The organism is Bacillus sp. ATD (assembly GCF_050585765.1).
Classification (GTDB): domain Bacteria; phylum Bacillota; class Bacilli; order Bacillales; family Bacillaceae; genus Bacillus; species Bacillus stercoris.
In genome coordinates, this window is sequence record NZ_JBOBQH010000005.1 from 54,359 (window position 1) to 72,263 (window position 17,905).

Here is a 17,905-nt window from a genome sequence, read left to right on the forward strand (position 1 = left end):
ATGATAGTTGAAATGTTAATCCTTTACAATATAAATGTAAGCATGACAAGGAGGAATAGCGTTGGACATTAAAAAGCGAGACAATCTTCGTTTTAAAGAAATCAAGCCAAAGATCATGTATTATGGAACCTCGACATTTCTTCTAACCACGTTGAATGAGGATGGAACCACCAATATCAGTCCTATGTCTTCTTCTTGGGCTCTTGGACATTATATAATCCTTGGAGTAGGACTGGGCGGAAAAGCCATCGACAATTTGGAAAGACACAAAGAGTGTGTCATAAACTTGCCTGGCCCGGATTTATGGGAAAACGTAGAAAAAATTTCATCTTATAGCGGAAAAAAAAGTATACCGCCTTTAAAGAAGCAGCTCGGATTTACATATAAAAAAGAAAAATACGAGGCAGCAGGGTTAACGCCTTTACAATCAAAAACAGTATCACCAACACGAATTAAAGAATGCCCTATCCAAATCGAAGCCGAAGTGAAACATATTCGGATTCCAGAATATGATCAATCATTTGCCATTGTAGAGACGCAGGCACTGCACTTTCATGCCGATGAAAGTATTATACTGGACGAAAACCATATCAACCCCTCCAAATGGAGCCCACTGATCTATAATTTCAGACATTACTTTGGTTTAGGAAGAGAAGTCGGAAAGACCTTTCGTTCAGAGACATGATTATTTTAAGACCGAACCATGATTTGGTTTATTCTAGTAACTCTTGTTATTATCAGATCAAGCGATCTTTAGGCTTGATCTCTTTTTTAGTGAAACATCCATTTAAGGATATAAAAGTTACTTACTTGCCAATTCTTTTACCATCAAACCCAACTCATAAATCCCTTTTTGAAGGTCTTCAAGAGTTGCATAAGCATATGATAAGCGAATATAATTCCCTTTTTCCTGAGCATAGATACTGCCGAGATTGAGTAGAATCCCTTTTGATAAGGCTTTAGTATAAAGTAATTTCATTGATATGGAAGGCAATATTTTTATCCAGACAAAAAACCCCCCTTTTGGGATATTCCATGTCGCCACATCTTTCAAATGAGTTTCTATAGCACTCAAGGCCAATTCTCTTCTCACCTTTAAATGCTGCCTAACCTTTTCTACATGCTGCTGGTAGTGGCCGGAAGTAAACCACTCCGCCGCTACTCTTTGGGATAGCGAACTGGATCCGTAATCTGTTTGCATTTTAATATCAGATAAACGTTCAATCACCGGTTCCGGTCCGACGATCCAACCAATCCTCAAGCCTGGGCTTAATGTTTTCGATAAACTTCCTATGTACAGTACGTGTCCATTTTTATCAATTGTTTTAATAGGATATGGCGGAATTTCATCGATCCATAACTCACGATAAATGTCATCTTCAATAATAGGAAGCTGTGTATTCTCACTTGCCGCTAGGATTTCTTCCCGCCGCTTTTTAGACATGAGAATACCAGTCGGATTGTGAAAACATGGATTTGTATATAAGATAGCCCTTCCCCGCTCACCTTTTGTCAAATGAAGACTTTCCGGCAAAAGCCCGTCTTGATCCATAGGAAGACCAGTGAGTTTCATACCGGCAGATTGAAACACGTGTAATGAATAAAGGTAGGAGGGCTGATCAAGATATACGGTTGATCCTCTTTGTAACAGCCCCATTGATATCAGCTGCAGGGCTTGCAATGCTCCTGAGACAATCAGAATGGAAGAAGATGAGACGTTGATTCCAATGGTTTTTAAATAGTTGCTCAATGCCTCCCTCAAAGGAAAGTAACCTTTTGGTTCTTCATATCCGAATGCCTCCATGTGTTGAGATACCTTCCCCATCATCTCTTTCATAACAGCCAAAGGAAAAATCTCAGCTGAAAGTTCACCTTTACTGAGCTGTATAAGATCTGTATTTGATTCTGATTGATTGATCTCTTGAACGATTTTTCGGCTTGGCATTTGAATGCCAGAGGTGACATATCGATCCCAATCGGGAGCAGAATTCTTAGCCATCAGTGTCCATGTGTTGTTGATAACAACTGTGCCTTTCCCCATTGTGCCTTCTATTAACCCATCGGCCATCAATTCCTCTAAGGCTGTAATCACTGTGCTCCGATTCACCTGAAAATCTTTTGCAAGCGTGCGCTGGCTTGGAATCTTGCTTCCAATCGGCCACTCTCCATTTCCTATTTTCTCTTTAATAAAATGAACGATTTGTCTGTACTTAGGGAGCTTTTTCATCTTTTTTTCTTCTGGAAAGCTCATAAAATCGGTCTCCTTAAACTAAATTGGTTGGGTCAAAATCCGTTTAACTGGTTGAAGCCATATCACCAAATCTTTATTAATATAAAAACACATTAAATAACTGGTTGGTTTTTGTAAAGAGGAGAGGGGAATATGCAAAAGAAAACAGTTCAATTGATCACCTCAAACAGTCTGATGATCTGTTTATGGGCATCTGCTTTTCCGGGAATTCGCGCAGGACTAGAAGGGTACACACCAGAACACCTTGCTTTATTTCGCTTGTTAATCGGCTCTATGGCATTATTGCTTTTTGCTGTTTTGACTCGGATGCGCCTACCCGACTTGAAAGACATTCCTGCCATTTTTCTTTTAGGGTTTTTAGGTTTTGCACTCTATCACATTTTGCTGAACATTAGTGAAAAAACAGTTAGTGCCGGAGTTGCAAGCTTACTCGTTACTACAGCACCGATCTTCTCAGCCATGCTATCCCGCCTGTTTTTTAGAGAGCATTTTGGATTTGCGAAATGGATTGGCTCTATGATCAGTTTATTGGGTGTGTCATTGATTGCATTTGGGTCTGGAGACTATACTTATTCAATGAAAGGTATTTTGTTCATCCTGCTGGCCGCTTTTTCGGAGAGTATTTATTTCGTTTTTCAACCCCGCTATATAAAAAAATATGGCTTTATCCGATTCGTTACATTTTCAATTTGGGGCGGAACAATACCTATGCTTATGTTTCTGCCAGGCTTAGGCGGAGAGATGATAAACGCCTCTACGAACGCAACATTGTCAATTGTTTATTTAGGTTTATTGCCAACAGTTGTGCCATACTTTGCCCTTGCATATGTCACTTCACTCGTCGGGGCTTCAGAAGCAACCCTTTCACTTTATGTTACACCCGCTTTAGCCTTGGTCATATCTTGGATTTGGATCGGCGAGATACCCACATTGATCTCTCTGCTCGGCGGAGTGGTTACAGTTGGCGGGGTATGTTTTACCTACCTAAAAGTAAATAAAATGAATAAAATTTTCATCACCCATTTTTCTGCTAAAAGGATTAAAAAACTCTAAAACAAAAAAGATACCAACATCGTTTGGTATCTTCTTTAAAGGCTCTTTCTTAAGATTATCCAGAAAAGTAAATAGAGTATTCAGTTACCGGCTTAAATCCTAGTTTAGCTGCTAATGCAATGGACGATTTGTTGCAAACATCACAATCCCAGCCAGGAACAATCCCATTTTCCATACAAAACGCTATAAACCTATTTGCTACGCAATAAGCTAAGCCCAGTCCTCTGTATTCTTCAAGTGTATAGATATCCATTTCCGCTAATCCATGCCCTACAAATATAGAAGTACACTCACTTACTACATGATTGCCACGTAATACGGCAAATCCAAAGCCTTTTGAAGAAAACTGTGAGACAGAATCCCAATACTCCTCATAATAAGCGCTGTTAAAAGCTGGGCTGTTTGACATGATGTCTTCATCTATTCTTTTCAATACAAGCCCCTTTGGAAGTTCAAAAGGCGGTTTAGAGGGTTTTTGCCGAAAAGAAAATGCCATTCTCCTCATTTGGTTCATGTCATCTTTCAATATGGTTTTCAGTACGCTATCCCATCTCTCACTGGAAGAAAACAGGGTAAATCGTTTTGTTGATTTCGCTTGTTTTTCATAATATTCAGCAATGAAATCATTAAAAACTCGATTCCCCGGGTCTCCCGCAATAAAATAAATGCCTGATTTCGTTCCTATAAAAAACGATCTAGGAAATGTTTGGTCATCTACATAAACAACTCCCGGAATGGCTTGGTCTAATATTGAATAGACAAATGTGGGACAATATTTGTCAGCAAACGTTGTTTTTAAGCTGCTATATTTTTCTTTCGTTAATTCCTTCAAACAAACAACCCCTTTACAACTCTTCTCCTTCATGATTCTGTTAACAAAATCACTTTTCCTCCGTCACAAGCTAAATAACTTCTCTGTTACGGATCTCAGACAAATGAAAACAAAAAACAGGTCTCTGCACTCAGCTCGCAGACACCTGTTGAACAGCACTTTTATTCCCGAGTTTCAGCAAACGGTTTTAAACGGTCACGCGGATTCTTTGGAAAAACGTCTTCTGTTCCGTGTGCTTTTGCCGGATCATCAAATCCCCAATTTATCTGCTGCACCCCGCAGAGTGTAACAACGAAATCAGCATTGTTTAAAATGTTCGGATCAATGATATCCGTTGTTGATTTGAAATATCAATCCCTGCTTCTTTCATGGCTTTGACAACATTCGGATGTCATCTATGAGCTTCGATTCCTGCGCTGTACACATTCCACTTGTCTCCAAGTATTTCCCCCCACCCTTCAGCCATTTGGCTGCGGCAAGAGTTACCTGTGTATTGTTTTCCTTGATATATTGACTTGTCCTTTTAGAAACAAGAATGGATGATCAGCAGCCAAATATACAGGCCGACAAGTGTGATCAATAAAGTGGGTATCGTGAGGATAATTCCTGTTTTAAAATACGTGCCCCAGGAAATCTTCATACCTTTTTGCGAAAGGACATGAAGCCATAATAATGTCGCCAAGGAACCAATCGGCGTTATTTTAGGCCCTAAATCTGAACCGATCACATTTGCATAAATAAGCGCTTCTCTCATCATCTCATGTGTATCTGTACCGGCAATAGCCAAAGCGTCAATCATAACAGTCGGCAAGTTATTCATAATGGAAGAAAGAATGGCCGCAATAAAGCCCATTCCAATTGTCCCGGCAAACATCCCGTGATCAGCTGCGGCTTGAATGACATCTGAAAGGACATCAGTTAATCCGGCATTTCGGACACCATATACAACAACATACATGCCAATTGAAAAGAATACGATAGCCCATGGCGCTTCTTTCACCACTTTCTTTGTATGGACGGCCGGACTCTTTTTCGCAGCGATTAAAAAAATGATTGCAATACTGCCAGCTACCATTGATACAGGGATAGATAAAAATTCACTTACAAAATATCCAATTACCAAAAGCCCTAATATATACCATGACAGTTTGAACATGTTTTGATCTTTAATCGCTTCAATAGGTTTCTTCACCTCAGACAGATCATAACGTTTTGGTATGCTTTTTCTAAAGAAAAGGTAAAGCACAATGATGCTCGCCAGCAGTGAAAACAAGTTCGGGACAATCATTCTGGATGCATATTCAATAAATGTAATATGAAAATAATCCGCTGAAACGATGTTGACCAAATTGCTCACTACTAATGGAAGCGAGGTCGTATCTGCAATAAATCCGCTGGCAATGATAAAAGGAAAAACTAATTTTTCATTGAAATGTAATGCTCTGACCATTGCTAATACAATTGGTGTCAATATAAGAGCGGCACCGTCATTTGCAAATAACGCAGCGACGATAGCTCCTAATATAGATACATAAACGAACATCCGCACACCGTTTCCTTTTGCAGCCTTAGCCATATGAAGCGCTGCCCATTCAAAGAAACCGATATTATCAAGAATTAACGATATCAGTATGATAGCCACAAAAGCCAATGTCGCATTCCAAACAATCCCTGTCACAGTTAACACATCATGAAAATTGACAACACCTGCTACTAGAGCTAAAGCTGCGCCTCCACAGGCTGACCACCCTATTGATAAATTTTTCGGCTGCCATATGACCAATACTAGAGTTAATAAAAAGATGAATACCGCCAAAATCATTGATGTCAATCTAATGCCTCCTTACTGGCAACACGCTTGAGTTTCCTTTTGTTTGATGTGGTTTAACAATTCATCCTCCTGATCGATTTGATGTAAGATCAATTGCAATGTATCAAACTCAGGACATGAACCATTTATTGAATAATAACGCCATCGGCCTCTTCTGTCCTCATTCACAAACCCTGCGTTTTTTAATTTTCGCAAATGCTGGCTTATTTCGAACATATCAACCAATTGACAGACACAATATTCTTGTTCAAGAAATCATTTCATCATTATAAGCCTTGTTTGATCACTAAGTGTTTTTAAACAGCGAGTCATCGCCGCAACATCAAAAGTCATATGCACTCGTCCTTCACAACTCGTTATATAAGCAACAAATGTCTATACATTCCCCTTTACGTTTCTTTAGACAGCGCTCTGTTTGTCTAAACGAAAGCATGAGTCTCTCCCCGCGTTTTTTTAGCGCCTCCGCCATTATATAAACTATTATTTATATAAACAATCCCTTATATTTGGAACATCAAAGCTTTTTGATTCCTTAACACCAACCTCATTCTGAAAACCCTTTGCATTGCTTCATTACACATTCGATTTGATTATTTTGACATTGAAGAATGCCATTTTATTTGTATGGGACCGGCTGTTTTCAATCATAATCCAGATCATGATAAAAATGAGACGATTTCAAGTTGCAGGGAGTGGTCATTCAGCCAATGCTGAATATAGACGGAGCATCCGGTCATAAAAAAAACAGGCCTCTTTAGAGGCCTGTTTTATACTGCGAGTATTTTCTCCATTGCCATGACATCTACGAAATGGTCGTTAATTTCTCCCTGTTCTTTGAAGGCTTTCTGTACCAAATCTTTCACGTAGCTTGAACTCCTTCAAACGCATTCATCACCAAATCACGCACATAGGAGTCATTCACCTCGTCCCCTGTTATAAGCAGACGATAGAAAATCGGTCCGTATATGAGATCTATGCTTACTTCAATATCAAGATTCTCTCTCAATTCACCTTTTTGAATTCCCTTTTCTAGAAGTCCTTTCGCTTGGAGGCGGCGAGGCTGGAAAAATCGTGTGCGATATTCTTCTGCCAATTTTTCATCCAACTGCCCTGCACCTATTAATTCCTTAATAACGGTTCCTTCCCTGCTTGTCAAAAACCTTGCTAAATTCGTGGCGTGGGTTACTATATCGTGTACTGACGACCCTGTATCAGGCACAGGCAGCCTGTCCGTCGCGGTCGAAAGAAAGCTGTCCATGATAACGGCAGCCTTGTTAGACCACCATTTATAAATCGTTGCTTTACTCACTTTCGCACGCTCGGCAATTTTATCGACTGTCACCGCATCGAAGCCTTTTTCCAGCAATAGGTCATAGGCTGCAGAGAGAATCGCCTTATGCGTTCCTTCATCACGCGGCCGCCCTCGTTTACTCTGCACATAAATCATTCCTTCCCGAAATATAAACGATACGTTCAGTATACTTAACCGGAATAAAAAAAGAAAACAGAAACCCATTTACAAAACTGAACGTTTAGTATATTATTTTCCTTAATAAACAAAACTAAACGTTCAGTTTAGAAATTAACATGAGAGAAGTCATGTTACACTCAAAAACCACTTAAAAAGGAGTTCATTCTTATGGCTAATGGAAACAAACAAGCAGGTCAGAAGATCTCACCCAGTTTAACCCTTCTTCTCGCAACAGCATGCGGTATCATTGTTGCTAATCTTTACTATGCACAACCCTTGGTCGGATTAATTAGTAAGGCAATTGGACTTTCTCCAAGCAGTGCTGGATTGATTGTCACACTAACCCAAATCGGATACGTTGCTGGCTTACTATTTCTTGTCCCTTTAGGAGATATTATCGAAAACAAAAAACTTGTCGTTGCATCGCTCCTTCTAAGCGCAGCGGCTTTGACACTAACAGCATTTGTGAAGCATGGAGCACTGTTTTTAGCAGCTTCATTTTTCATCGGATTGGGGTCAATCGCAGCCCAGGTGCTTGTTCCATTTGCATCATACCTTGCATCAGACGCTGCACGAGGCCGGGTTGTTGGCAATGTCATGAGCGGCTTATTACTCGGTATTATGCTTTCCCGGCCGATATCCAGTCTAGTCGCTGATATCTGGGGGTGGAATGCAATATTTGCTTTGTCCGCCGTGGTAAGTGTTGCCCTGGCCATCGTATTATCAAAAGTGCTTCCTGCCAGAAAACCAACAGCCAATACAAACTATACGGCATTACTCGGTTCAATGTGGAAGCTGCTGCGCACGACTCCAGTCTTACGCCGCCGTGCCATCTATCATGGATTTGTATTTGGAGCTTTCAGCTTGTTTTGGACGACTGTTCCTTTATTATTGTCCGGTCCTGCTTTTCATTTTTCTCAGAAGGCAATAGCACTCTACGCATTGGTAGGCATTGCGGGTGCAGTCGCTGCACCAATAGGCGGCCGTCTGGCTGATCGCGGCTTGACCAGGATTGCCACTGGAATCGCTCTCGGTGTTGTCATTGTCTCTTTATTACTGCCGCTCATGATTCAGAGCAGCTCCCCCTTCGGCATAACAGTTCTAGTGGCCGCCGCTATTCTGTTAGATATGGGCGTATCTGCAAACCTTGTGCTCAGTCAACGTGCCATTTTTTCGTTGGCGCCTGAAATTCGCAGTCGATTAAACGGATTATTCATGGCAATCTTCTTTCTAGGCGGTGCTATAGGGTCATCTATTGGAGGATGGGCATATGCCACAGGCGGGTGGAGTACAGCATTATGGATTGGTATCGCTTTTCCGGTCATCGCTTTGCTTTATTTCGCCACAGAGAAATAATCTTTCACCAAAATGGCTTATTTTTGGCAGAAAAAATACCAAGGGTTTTGACACCCTTGGTATTTCTATAATTCAGACCTTCACCGGTTATACCACAAGCCCTCCAAAAGTGTTTTTGATTATATTTATCGGCGGCATGTCAGTTAAGGTCATTCTTTTTTCTAATGATGATTGAGATTTCTAAAATTGCTGCCCTTCACTTCAGCTACATCATACACGGTAACAAAGGCAGTTTTATCAATATCATTAATAATTTCCTTTAGTTTGGTCTCTTCTAAGCGGTTGATGACACATGTGATTTCTTTAAATTTCTCGTGGGAAAAACCCCCGTAAGCTTCTTTATATGTGGCGCTTCGGCCTAATTGTTCACGTATTGTCTCTACCATTAATGCGGGTTCTGTTGTAATGATTTGGAAGGTTTTGGACCCGCTTAAACCTTCCTCAACAACATGAATCACTTTGGATGCAATGTAGTAAGCAATGACTGAAAGCAATGCCCCTTGTAAGCCAAATACTGTGGAAACAAAAATAAACACAAAAAGGTTTAAGAATAGGATGAGATCGCTCGTTCCAAACGGCAGTTTTCGGGATAGCAGCACAGCAAGCATGTCAATGCCATCTAATGCGCCGCCATTACGCAGCGCCAGCCCCATTCCGAATCCAAGGATAATCCCGCCGACAACGGTAATTAACAAGGTATCTCCTTCTATGATAGCGGGTGTGTGGTGGAAAAAGCTTGTCCCCGCGGCAAGCGATATGATTCCGATAATTGATAATAATGCAAAGCTTTTCCCAATTTGCTTATATCCTAACCAGACAAATGGAATATTGATAACCGCAATCAAAATCCCCAGCGGCAAGTTGAAGAGCTGTGAACCAACGATACTAAGACCTGTTACCCCTCCATCAGATACACTGTTTGGAATGAGTACTGTTTCTAGTCCATATGCCGCTATGATTCCTCCAATGATAACCATGATGATTTGGAAAATCATTTTCGCTTTAAATTTCTTATGTTTTTTGGGTGTATTCATACCATTCCTCATTTCTCTTATATTTCGTTATATTTAAATATACCATAATAGTTATTTTCAGCTAAAAACATGCGTTTTTTTAAATAAAGTAATTAACAGTAAGGTAACCCTCTTTGAATGAGAACATTCATGTACGCGGCCGAGAGAACTTGCCCCCTCAGATTTACCCGCCAGGCCCTTCAAACCTCAACACCGAAAATCCTGGTTTATTCTGATATGATACTTAAAAAAGGAGGGTTAATGACAATGAATAATCTTTGCCGCAGTAAACAAGCCCCGTTTGAATACACCTTATCTCTTATAGGGGGAAAATGGAAAATGAGAATTCTCTATGAGTTAGGGTGTGAAAAAACGATGAGATACGGCGAGCTGAAAAGGGCTATGCCCTCCATTACCCATAAAATGTTAAGCGCACAGCTTAAAGAGCTGCAAACTGACGGCCTTATTCATCGGTCTGAGGTTTCTCAAACACCTCTGAAGGTAGAGTATTCGTTATCTGACAGAGGGCTGTCTTTGTATCCCCTTATAGATGAAATGTGTAAGTGGGGAATGGCACAAAGAATGCCTCATACGTAAAAGCTACTTACAAAAAAGTGCGTACTTGTTTCCCAATGAGAGGAATTTTATACTGAATGAAAATATTTCTTAGGAGGAAAAAATGACAAAACAAGTCTATATCATTCATGGCTACAGAGCCTCCTCAACAAATCATTGGTTCCCTTGGCTGAAAAAACGTCTGCTCGCAGATGGGGTCCAAGCAGACATTTTAAACATGCCTAATCCGTTTCAGCCAAAACTTGAGGATTGGCTGGATACACTCTCTTTATATCAGCCCACTTTACACGAAAATACGTATTTGGTTGCGCACAGCTTAGGGTGCCCCGCCATTTTGAGATTTTTAGAACATATTCAATTACGAAAACAGCTTGCTGGAATCATCCTTGTTTCCGGCTTTGCCAAATCGTTGCCCACTTTACAGATGCTAGATGAATTTACACAGGGATCGTTTGATCATCAAAAAATCATCGAGTCCGCGAAGCATCGTGCTGTCATTGCTTCTAAGGACGACCAAATTGTGCCTTTTTCATTCAGCAAGGATCTGGCACAACACATTGACGCTGCGTTATATGAAGTTCAGCACGGAGGTCATTTTCTAGAAGATGAGGGATTTACTTCTTTGCCTATTGTTTATGATGTTTTAACCTCTTATTTTTCAAAAGAAACTTGCTAAAATCTTTCGCCTGCTTTAGGAAAGCGGGCTTTCTGAGTTATCGTTTTATCAATACGGATAATTCACCTTCAAATACTTTTTCTTCTTTTTGATTATAAGTAGATAACAATACAGTGAGTATTCCCAATTCATTTCTCTTTGGCTGCTTATCAATAACTTCAACAATTGTAAACAATTCATCATCCGGATATACGGGTTTTATGAATGTCATATGATTCATCTCTGTTCCGGCTATAATATCGTCTCCATAGAAGCCTTCTTCAATCCAAAGTTTAAAAGATATGGCCAGTGTTTGTATGCCCGAAGCGATAATTCCATTAAACCTGCCCTTATTCGCTTTTTCTTCATCAACATGCATATACTGAGGGTCAAATTCACCCGCAAACCGCATAATATCATCTTTTGTTACTTTTAATGATTTCGTTTTGAAAATCTGGCCAATTGTAAACTCATCTAACTTCATTCTTACACCTCTATTTTTTCATTATCTATGTTTAGTTTAGCACTGTGATGAGCAAATCAAAAACTCTGGTTTTCGTTTAAGAGAATGGAATGACGCAAGGCTTATCATAGACTGGAAACTGAACAGCTCTCAACACTTAATCGTCACTTGGGTTTTTCGCAAAACTGAAAGCTCCCTCATATCTCCCAAGCGGCTTTGAGTTTTTTTATGCCTTCTCTTATGTCTGATTCAGACACCCCTGCAAATCCAAGTGAGATCCTTTTTACAGGAGGATGATGTTGATAAGAAGGGGAAACAGGATAAACTTTTACGCCATGTTTTTTCGCCTTCTCAATTAACTCTTTTTCACCAAATGGCAAATAAACGTCAAGTAAGATACGAAGTCCAGAGTTTTCTCCGCGAATCCTGACATGCTCTCCTAACTCCCTTTGCACTGCCTCTAATACAATGGCTCTTTTTTTACGGTAAAGTTTTCTCATTCTGTTGATGTGTTTCTGCCACTCTCCATTTTTTATAAATTCAGCTAGCGTTAACTGACTGTGGCAGGACACTGTCTGCTTATATAAGGACGTGATTTCATGGCCTTTTTTTAAAAGAGGCAAAGGAAGAATCATATAACTGATACGCAGCGAGGGCAAAAGAGACTTAGAAAAAGTGCCCATATAAATGACGCGGTTATGCTGATCAAGCCCCTGCAGAGAAGGAACCGGCTGTCCTGTGTACCTAAATTCCCCGTCATAGTCATCCTCTATGATAAAGGATTGATTTTCAGCCGCCCATTTGAGGAGCTGAATTCTTCTATTGATCGTCATGATTGTTCCCAGCGTAAATTGATGGGAAGGTGTGACATATACAAGATTTGGCTGCTGTTCTTTGATCTTCTTTATACAGATTCCTTCATCATCGACTGGTATCGGAACAATCTTCATGCGATTGGCTTCAAAAATCTTGCGTGCTCTTGGATAACCAGGGTCCTCATATCCTATAGAAATATTCGGCTCAAAAACTTGGCACAAGATTTGCAGAAGAATAGGGTTCCCGGCACCTATAATCACTTGTTCAGGGGCACAATGAACTCCCCGAGATTGATACAGGTACTCTGCAATGAGTGTTCTCAGCTCAAACTCCCCTAACACATGTCCCGGCCGATAAAGCTCGTGTCCATATCGGTCCAAACTATTGACCATGCTTTTTCTCCATGCGGAAAAAGGGAAGTAAGAAGAATCTACATTTCCATAGTGAAAATCAATCCATTGTTTGCTTTCTTCTGTTTCTTGTTGAATGGGTGCTGTGCTTGGCATTCTGCCATAGGCAAAATCAGAATTATGATAATCAGCAAACCACCCGCTTCTTGGCTTGCTCACTATATAACCCTCAGCAGCGAGCTGTTCATAGGCACGTTCTACAGTCGTTTGACTGATGGAAAGCTGATTCGCCAGGAGCCTTTTTGAAGGAAGCTTCATTCCTTTTTGAATACGGCCCTGATGCATATTTTCTTTAAAATACCGATAAATCTGTTGATAAAGCGGACGATCCAGATTTCTATTCAAAAAAGGCGTGATATCCATTTGCACGTTGTTCTCCTAACTGGTATGCATTTTTTTATGAAAACTGGCCGTTTAAAAAAGGCCAATTCCAGTTTATAGTCATTGTAATCCTTAGCTACCGGCTTTGTTAAGAAAATACAGACAATGAACAAGAAACATATGTGGAGTGATTATAATGAACAAAACAACAAATGGCTGGATAAATGGTTTTATAGGCGTACTCATTTTCAGCGGCTCGCTGCCTGCGACCCGTATGGCTGTGTTAGACTTCGATCCGTTATTTCTCACCGTTTGCCGTGCTGCGATAGCTGGTGTACTGGCGGGAGGTCTCCTTCTCATCTTCCGGCAGCAGCATCCTGCCAAAAGAGACCTCATTTCATTGTTAGTGGTCGCGTTCGGCGTAGTGATTGGTTTCCCGTTGCTGACAGCTTTAGCGCTTCAGCATGTCACATCCGCACACGCCATTGTCTTCATTGGACTCCTTCCACTCGCAACGGCGGTCTTCGGCGTACTGCGCGGGGGTGAACGCCCTCGGCCCGTCTTCTGGATTTTCTCAGCTGCCGGCAGCTTGCTGGTAGCAGGTTTCGCCCTGATTCAAGGGGGAGGTTCATCTCCGCTAGGCGATGTGTACATGCTGGCTTCCATCGTTGTATGCGGTCTTGGTTATGCAGAAGGGGCCAAGCTTTCACGGCGTCTTGGGAATTGGCAGGTGATCTCATGGGCACTCGTCCTGTCGCTTCCTCTTATGCTGCCATTGTCGTTCTTTTTTACACCGGACTCCTGGTCGGGCATCGGCGTTCCCGCGCTGCTCAGTCTTGCATATGTATCCTTATTCAGCATGCTGATCGGCTTCGTGTTCTGGTATCGAGGTCTTGCCCAAGGGGGGATTGCGGCGGTTGGGCAGCTCCAGCTTCTCCAGCCTTTTTTTGGATTGCTGCTTGCCTCAGTGATTCTGCACGAGAAAGTGGGCTGGACACTCGTAGCAGTAAATATCGCTGTTATCATGTGCGTTGCTGCTGCTCGGCGATTTGCAAAGTAAAGGCAGACCTTTATGCATAAACTTCAAAAATGCATGAAGGCATAAAAATACCAAGGGCCAGCAACCCTTGGTATTTTGTATGCGGTCGAGGCGGATAAGGCATATCGTATTTGTTTTGCATTTATATCCCACTCTACATTCAAAACCTGAAGAAAAAAGGGACAAAACTTCTAAAGAATTCTTAAGTTTTGGCGATGCTATTTAAGATCGCTTCCTCTTCTTAAACCGTTTTAACATCCTATCTATTCCATGGTAATATTTAGATAGACAAAACTTATATATGAAGCTGACTTGAATTAATGGAGAGGAATGAAAGAATGAAGAAACGCAGAATGATATGTTATTGCAATACTGCCCTGCTGCTCATGATTTTACTTGCTGGATGTACGGGCAGTAAGGATGAAGAAGCACATCAACCTTCAAATCAAACTTCTACTGTACAATTTGACGAAAAACACACTGAGACTGAAGACAGCACCAAAATACGCAAGGATGAATCAGAGCCAACAACAGGATCAGAAGAACCCGCAACAAAAGCTTCAAATGAGACCACTTCAGAAGAAGAGAAAAGCAAAGAAGACAATGTATTGGCAGCATACTCTTCTGAGAAAATCGAATATGCCAGAGTTTGGCTTCAACTTGGACCCAATCAAGAGATAGATGAATTACATGTTCGGCATATTTCAGCTGGTGAGCCAATTAACCCTAATGATGATACAAGTGCCAGCTATCCAGAAGATGTGACCCAGTTAGCAGGTTCTCGTTTAGTGGATGGATCAGTCACTTATCATGGTAATGGGGATGGCACGATTCATGTATACAATGTGCCTTTACGCTGGGATTCCGCTGATAATCTCGAAAAAGGCGTCATGCGGGAAGTGACTGAGAGTATCATAAAAAACAAAAAAAAAGTGTACGTTGATACAGGCGATGATGAAAAAATCAAGCGGCTCATTAACATCATGATGATTCATTAAACAGTTTACGTTTGCCTGCACCTGACTAATTCATAATTGGCAGATAAGAAAAAACAAGCATCTTACTATGCTTGTTTTTTCTTCTATAGAAACTATCCTATTAAGCTGCGTTTGCCTATATAGGCACTGTTTATCGTCGTTCGAATAGATCATTCCTAATCCTTTAATCCCTTTCCATCGAGAATTTTTTGCACATATTTTTCAACTCTTGATTCTCGGGTTTTGGATTGTTTGGCTTGAGAAAAATAAAGAGTGTATGCTCTTTGCCGTCCCGGGGTCAATGCTTCAAAAGCAGTTTTCAATTCAGGGATTTCATCGAATTTATTTTGAAGTTCTTCAGGAATGCTCAATTCAATATTGTTGTTAACTTCCACTTTCAAACCCGCTTTTTCAACTTCAATGGCTTCTTGAATATAGGCTTTCAAAATGGTTTTCATCTCATTTATTTCCTGAACATTGGTAAACCGAATCTGGCGCGCCGCCTGTACATTCTCCGTTTGTCGAATGAGAATTCCGTGGGCATCCTGTAATAAGGCACCTTTGTGAAACAGAAGCGCACAATATTCTTTAAACCCGTGTATTAAAACGACATTTTTATTATTGTATGTGTAACAAGGATGCATCCACTTAAAATCTTCAGTCAGCTCACAGTCAAGAATGATGGCTCTCAACTTCTCAAATTCTTCCTTCCACTTTTTCGCTTTATTTAAAAAATCATCAACCTTCGGATTCGTTCTGCTATTTGTCATGAAGGAATTCCCCTCTTTCCAGGCATTTTTAATTAAGGCTTATTGGTTCCTCGTCTTCTATATGTTCCTGCTCTTATTATGTAATAGATTAAGCTGAAAGTGGAGATGATGCAACAACATAAAAAGAGAAGGCCCACATAGCCTTCTCACCTTGTTTTGTTTCCAATACATAAAGTCACTGCAACACTAGCTATACTGACTAAAGTGCCTGCAATAGAAACCATAATTGTCCAAAAACCATTGGGAATAAGAAATCCAATTGGAATGAGCCCCAGAAAAGTGAAAACGATAAAACATTGGTATACCCCTGATATGATTCTTACAACCCCGTTATCGAAAAAAGACATGGCTAATGGCGGGATAAATAAAAATACAACGATCCCAATTGAGATCAATAAGATAATAGGCTGATCAAATGAAATGACGTGATCTCCAGGGGAGTCTTTGGCAGCCACTAAAACAGCAACGATGGACATCATTAATGTAACAAAAACAAGAGAAATTCTTTTTAACAACGTTATGACTCCTTCACCTAAAGCGAGTATTCCGGCCTTTTTTTAACGCCGATTACCATTTTATGTTACCTAATGAAAGGTATGCATTCATATGTCACAGCGATAAGTCATATTTAGCAAAATGGCTTATTTAACTAGATTTAAAGAAAAAACTCATATTTGGTTAGAATATTAAACGACTCACAAACCTTTATCTAACAATATAACAAATTAATGGAATCTAAACAATCCTACACCTTAGCCGCCCTAGACCATACCACTACTGGAATAAGTAATAAGGACAAAATCCCTCCAGTAAGTGATAATGCGAGGAAACTTGAACCTGCCACAATCATTCCAGATAATGCTCCGCCAGCAGCTCCTGACAAGGCAATCAGAACATCCACTGTCCCCTGCGTTTTAGCTCGTGTGGCAGTATCAGTTGAATCTACAATAAGGGCAGTCCCGCTTATCAAGCCAAAATTCCACCCTAATCCAAGTAAAGAAAGAGCAATGATAAGAAAAACCATAGAATCACCTGGAGCAAATGCTGCTATTACACCTGACAGAAGAAGCGTCGTTCCAGAAGCAATCGCCATCGCAGTACGTCCCAGCTTATCAACAAGGGCACCTGTAACCAGTGAAGGGAGATACATAGCACCTATATGAAAACCAATAACAAGACCGACAGCACCCAAGCTATGCCCATGATGACTCATATGAACCGGTGTCATTGTCATAATAGCTACCATTACAATTTGAGTAAGAATCATAACCGTTGCCCCAACGATGATGCCTTTTTTGTTTTCTGTATGCTCAGCAGCCGCCACATGTCCTTTATTACCAGGCTCTTCATTTGCCGCTTCTATTGTTCTTGCTATAACTAAAGGATCTGGACGAAGCATGATGAAAAGGACTGCACCTGCTAACATATATGCTGCTGCGGCTAAAATGAACGGACCAGCAAGTGAAGGAACACCAATAGAAAGAGCAAAATCACCCATCACATTCACTAAGCTTGGACCCGCTACTGCACCAAATGTAGTAAAAACCATTGTCATACTAACAGCTGTCGCTCGCTGCTTATGATTTGCTAAGTCTGTACCTGCATAACGGGCTTGTAAATTTGTGGCTGTTCCTGCACCATAAATAAGCAATGAAGCAAATAACAAGAAAATACTATTTAAAATTGCTGCCATCAACACTCCTATTGCTCCAAGTCCGCCAATCATAAAGCCAGCTGAAAGACCTGTGCGACGGCCGTAACGTTGAGAAAGCCTACCAACAATGAATGCGGATCCTGCTGACCCTAAAGTAAATAAAGCAGAAGGCAGACCCGCAAACGCATCGGTGCCTAGCATTTGCTGTGCAATAAGCGCACCGACAGTCACCCCTGCCGCCAGCCCTGCACCGCCAAAAATTTGTGAGATACTCACAACGAATAATGTACGCTTGTATAACGATTTTTGTTTTTCTGGGGAATTGATGTAGCTTTGTAACGAAGCTGTATGGACGTCTATTGCTTTTACGCTGTCCTTGTCTGCCATATTCTGACCTTCCTTTCTAAAAGCCTAAAT

Annotated in this window: 17 protein-coding genes and 2 pseudogenes; 7 read left to right on the forward strand and 12 right to left on the reverse strand. The window is 40.8% G+C overall.

Annotated elements, in window-relative coordinates:
- Positions 1-61 precede the first annotated feature (61 nt).
- Positions 62-685, forward strand: a complete 624-nt coding sequence (locus ACQXR1_RS13255) for a flavin reductase family protein (RefSeq protein WP_069840373.1) — start codon at positions 62-64, stop codon at positions 683-685.
- A gap of 117 nt (positions 686-802) precedes the next feature.
- On the opposite strand, the gene ACQXR1_RS13260 is transcribed toward ACQXR1_RS13255, so the two are convergent.
- A complete protein-coding gene (locus ACQXR1_RS13260; RefSeq protein WP_430772295.1) occupies positions 803-2,251 on the reverse strand; it encodes a PLP-dependent aminotransferase family protein in 1,449 nt (482 codons plus the stop codon).
- Between the two features lie 132 nt (positions 2,252-2,383).
- Between ACQXR1_RS13260 and ACQXR1_RS13265 the strand changes: the two genes are divergently transcribed.
- Complete coding sequence (locus ACQXR1_RS13265; RefSeq protein ID WP_069840371.1) at positions 2,384-3,304, forward strand: DMT family transporter; 921 nt, start codon at positions 2,384-2,386, stop codon at positions 3,302-3,304.
- 55 nt (positions 3,305-3,359) lie between these two features.
- On the opposite strand, the gene ACQXR1_RS13270 is transcribed toward ACQXR1_RS13265, so the two are convergent.
- The 5 genes and pseudogenes from ACQXR1_RS13270 to ACQXR1_RS13290 all read right to left on the reverse strand — a co-directional run bounded on the left by ACQXR1_RS13270 (position 3,360) and on the right by ACQXR1_RS13290 (position 7,405).
- Positions 3,360-4,169: a GNAT family N-acetyltransferase gene (locus ACQXR1_RS13270; protein ID WP_430772296.1), complete on the reverse strand. Its 810-nt coding sequence runs from the start codon at positions 4,167-4,169 to the stop codon at positions 3,360-3,362.
- 128 nt (positions 4,170-4,297) lie between these two features.
- Positions 4,298-4,602 (reverse strand): annotated as a pseudogene (locus ACQXR1_RS13275) (arsenate reductase).
- A gap of 57 nt (positions 4,603-4,659) precedes the next feature.
- Positions 4,660-5,967: an arsenic transporter gene (locus ACQXR1_RS13280; RefSeq protein WP_430772297.1), complete on the reverse strand. Its 1,308-nt coding sequence runs from the start codon at positions 5,965-5,967 to the stop codon at positions 4,660-4,662.
- 12 nt (positions 5,968-5,979) lie between these two features.
- A pseudogene (locus ACQXR1_RS13285) lies at positions 5,980-6,300 on the reverse strand (ArsR/SmtB family transcription factor).
- 526 nt (positions 6,301-6,826) lie between these two features.
- Complete coding sequence (locus ACQXR1_RS13290) at positions 6,827-7,405, reverse strand: TetR/AcrR family transcriptional regulator (RefSeq protein WP_430772298.1); 579 nt, start codon at positions 7,403-7,405, stop codon at positions 6,827-6,829.
- 201 nt (positions 7,406-7,606) lie between these two features.
- On the opposite strand from ACQXR1_RS13290, the gene ACQXR1_RS13295 reads away from it, so the two are divergent.
- Entirely contained in the window at positions 7,607-8,794 is a 1,188-nt protein-coding gene (locus ACQXR1_RS13295; RefSeq protein WP_069840368.1) for an MFS transporter, read from the forward strand.
- Between the two features lie 161 nt (positions 8,795-8,955).
- Here ACQXR1_RS13295 and ACQXR1_RS13300 read toward each other — a convergent pair whose 3' ends face one another.
- Positions 8,956-9,828: a YitT family protein gene (locus ACQXR1_RS13300; protein WP_014662926.1), complete on the reverse strand. Its 873-nt coding sequence runs from the start codon at positions 9,826-9,828 to the stop codon at positions 8,956-8,958.
- 246 nt (positions 9,829-10,074) lie between these two features.
- Here ACQXR1_RS13300 and ACQXR1_RS13305 point away from each other — a divergent pair, with 246 nt between their 5' ends.
- A complete protein-coding gene (locus ACQXR1_RS13305) occupies positions 10,075-10,404 on the forward strand; it encodes a winged helix-turn-helix transcriptional regulator (RefSeq protein WP_069840367.1) in 330 nt (109 codons plus the stop codon).
- An 82-nt stretch (positions 10,405-10,486) separates the two neighbouring features.
- The gene (locus ACQXR1_RS13310; protein WP_243572526.1) at positions 10,487-11,059 is read left to right on the forward strand and encodes an alpha/beta hydrolase; all 573 of its coding nucleotides are present in this window, start codon (positions 10,487-10,489) and stop codon (positions 11,057-11,059) included.
- A gap of 37 nt (positions 11,060-11,096) precedes the next feature.
- Here ACQXR1_RS13310 and ACQXR1_RS13315 read toward each other — a convergent pair whose 3' ends face one another.
- Together ACQXR1_RS13315 and ACQXR1_RS13320 are read right to left on the reverse strand one after the other, a co-directional pair.
- Positions 11,097-11,522 carry a MaoC family dehydratase gene (locus tag ACQXR1_RS13315; protein WP_014662923.1) on the reverse strand — a complete coding sequence of 142 codons (426 nt, stop codon included), beginning with the start codon at positions 11,520-11,522 and terminating at the stop codon, positions 11,097-11,099.
- Positions 11,523-11,698: 176 nt separating this feature from the next.
- Positions 11,699-13,090, reverse strand: coding sequence for a PLP-dependent aminotransferase family protein (locus ACQXR1_RS13320; RefSeq protein WP_430772358.1), 1,392 nt, complete (start codon positions 13,088-13,090; stop codon positions 11,699-11,701).
- A 154-nt stretch (positions 13,091-13,244) separates the two neighbouring features.
- Between ACQXR1_RS13320 and ACQXR1_RS13325 the strand changes: the two genes are divergently transcribed.
- Both ACQXR1_RS13325 and ACQXR1_RS13330 read left to right on the forward strand, forming a co-directional pair.
- The gene (locus ACQXR1_RS13325; RefSeq protein WP_014662921.1) at positions 13,245-14,108 is read left to right on the forward strand and encodes a DMT family transporter; all 864 of its coding nucleotides are present in this window, start codon (positions 13,245-13,247) and stop codon (positions 14,106-14,108) included.
- 317 nt (positions 14,109-14,425) lie between these two features.
- Entirely contained in the window at positions 14,426-15,085 is a 660-nt protein-coding gene (locus ACQXR1_RS13330) for a hypothetical protein (protein WP_430772299.1), read from the forward strand.
- Between the two features lie 155 nt (positions 15,086-15,240).
- Here ACQXR1_RS13330 and ACQXR1_RS13335 read toward each other — a convergent pair whose 3' ends face one another.
- From ACQXR1_RS13335 to ACQXR1_RS13345, 3 genes are all read right to left on the reverse strand, one after another.
- The gene (locus ACQXR1_RS13335) at positions 15,241-15,834 is read right to left on the reverse strand and encodes a YdeI/OmpD-associated family protein (protein WP_040084082.1); all 594 of its coding nucleotides are present in this window, start codon (positions 15,832-15,834) and stop codon (positions 15,241-15,243) included.
- Positions 15,835-15,980: 146 nt separating this feature from the next.
- Complete coding sequence (locus ACQXR1_RS13340; RefSeq protein WP_168781310.1) at positions 15,981-16,349, reverse strand: hypothetical protein; 369 nt, start codon at positions 16,347-16,349, stop codon at positions 15,981-15,983.
- A 230-nt stretch (positions 16,350-16,579) separates the two neighbouring features.
- Positions 16,580-17,875: an MFS transporter gene (locus tag ACQXR1_RS13345; RefSeq protein ID WP_430772300.1), complete on the reverse strand. Its 1,296-nt coding sequence runs from the start codon at positions 17,873-17,875 to the stop codon at positions 16,580-16,582.
- Between the last annotated feature and the right edge of the window lie 30 nt (positions 17,876-17,905).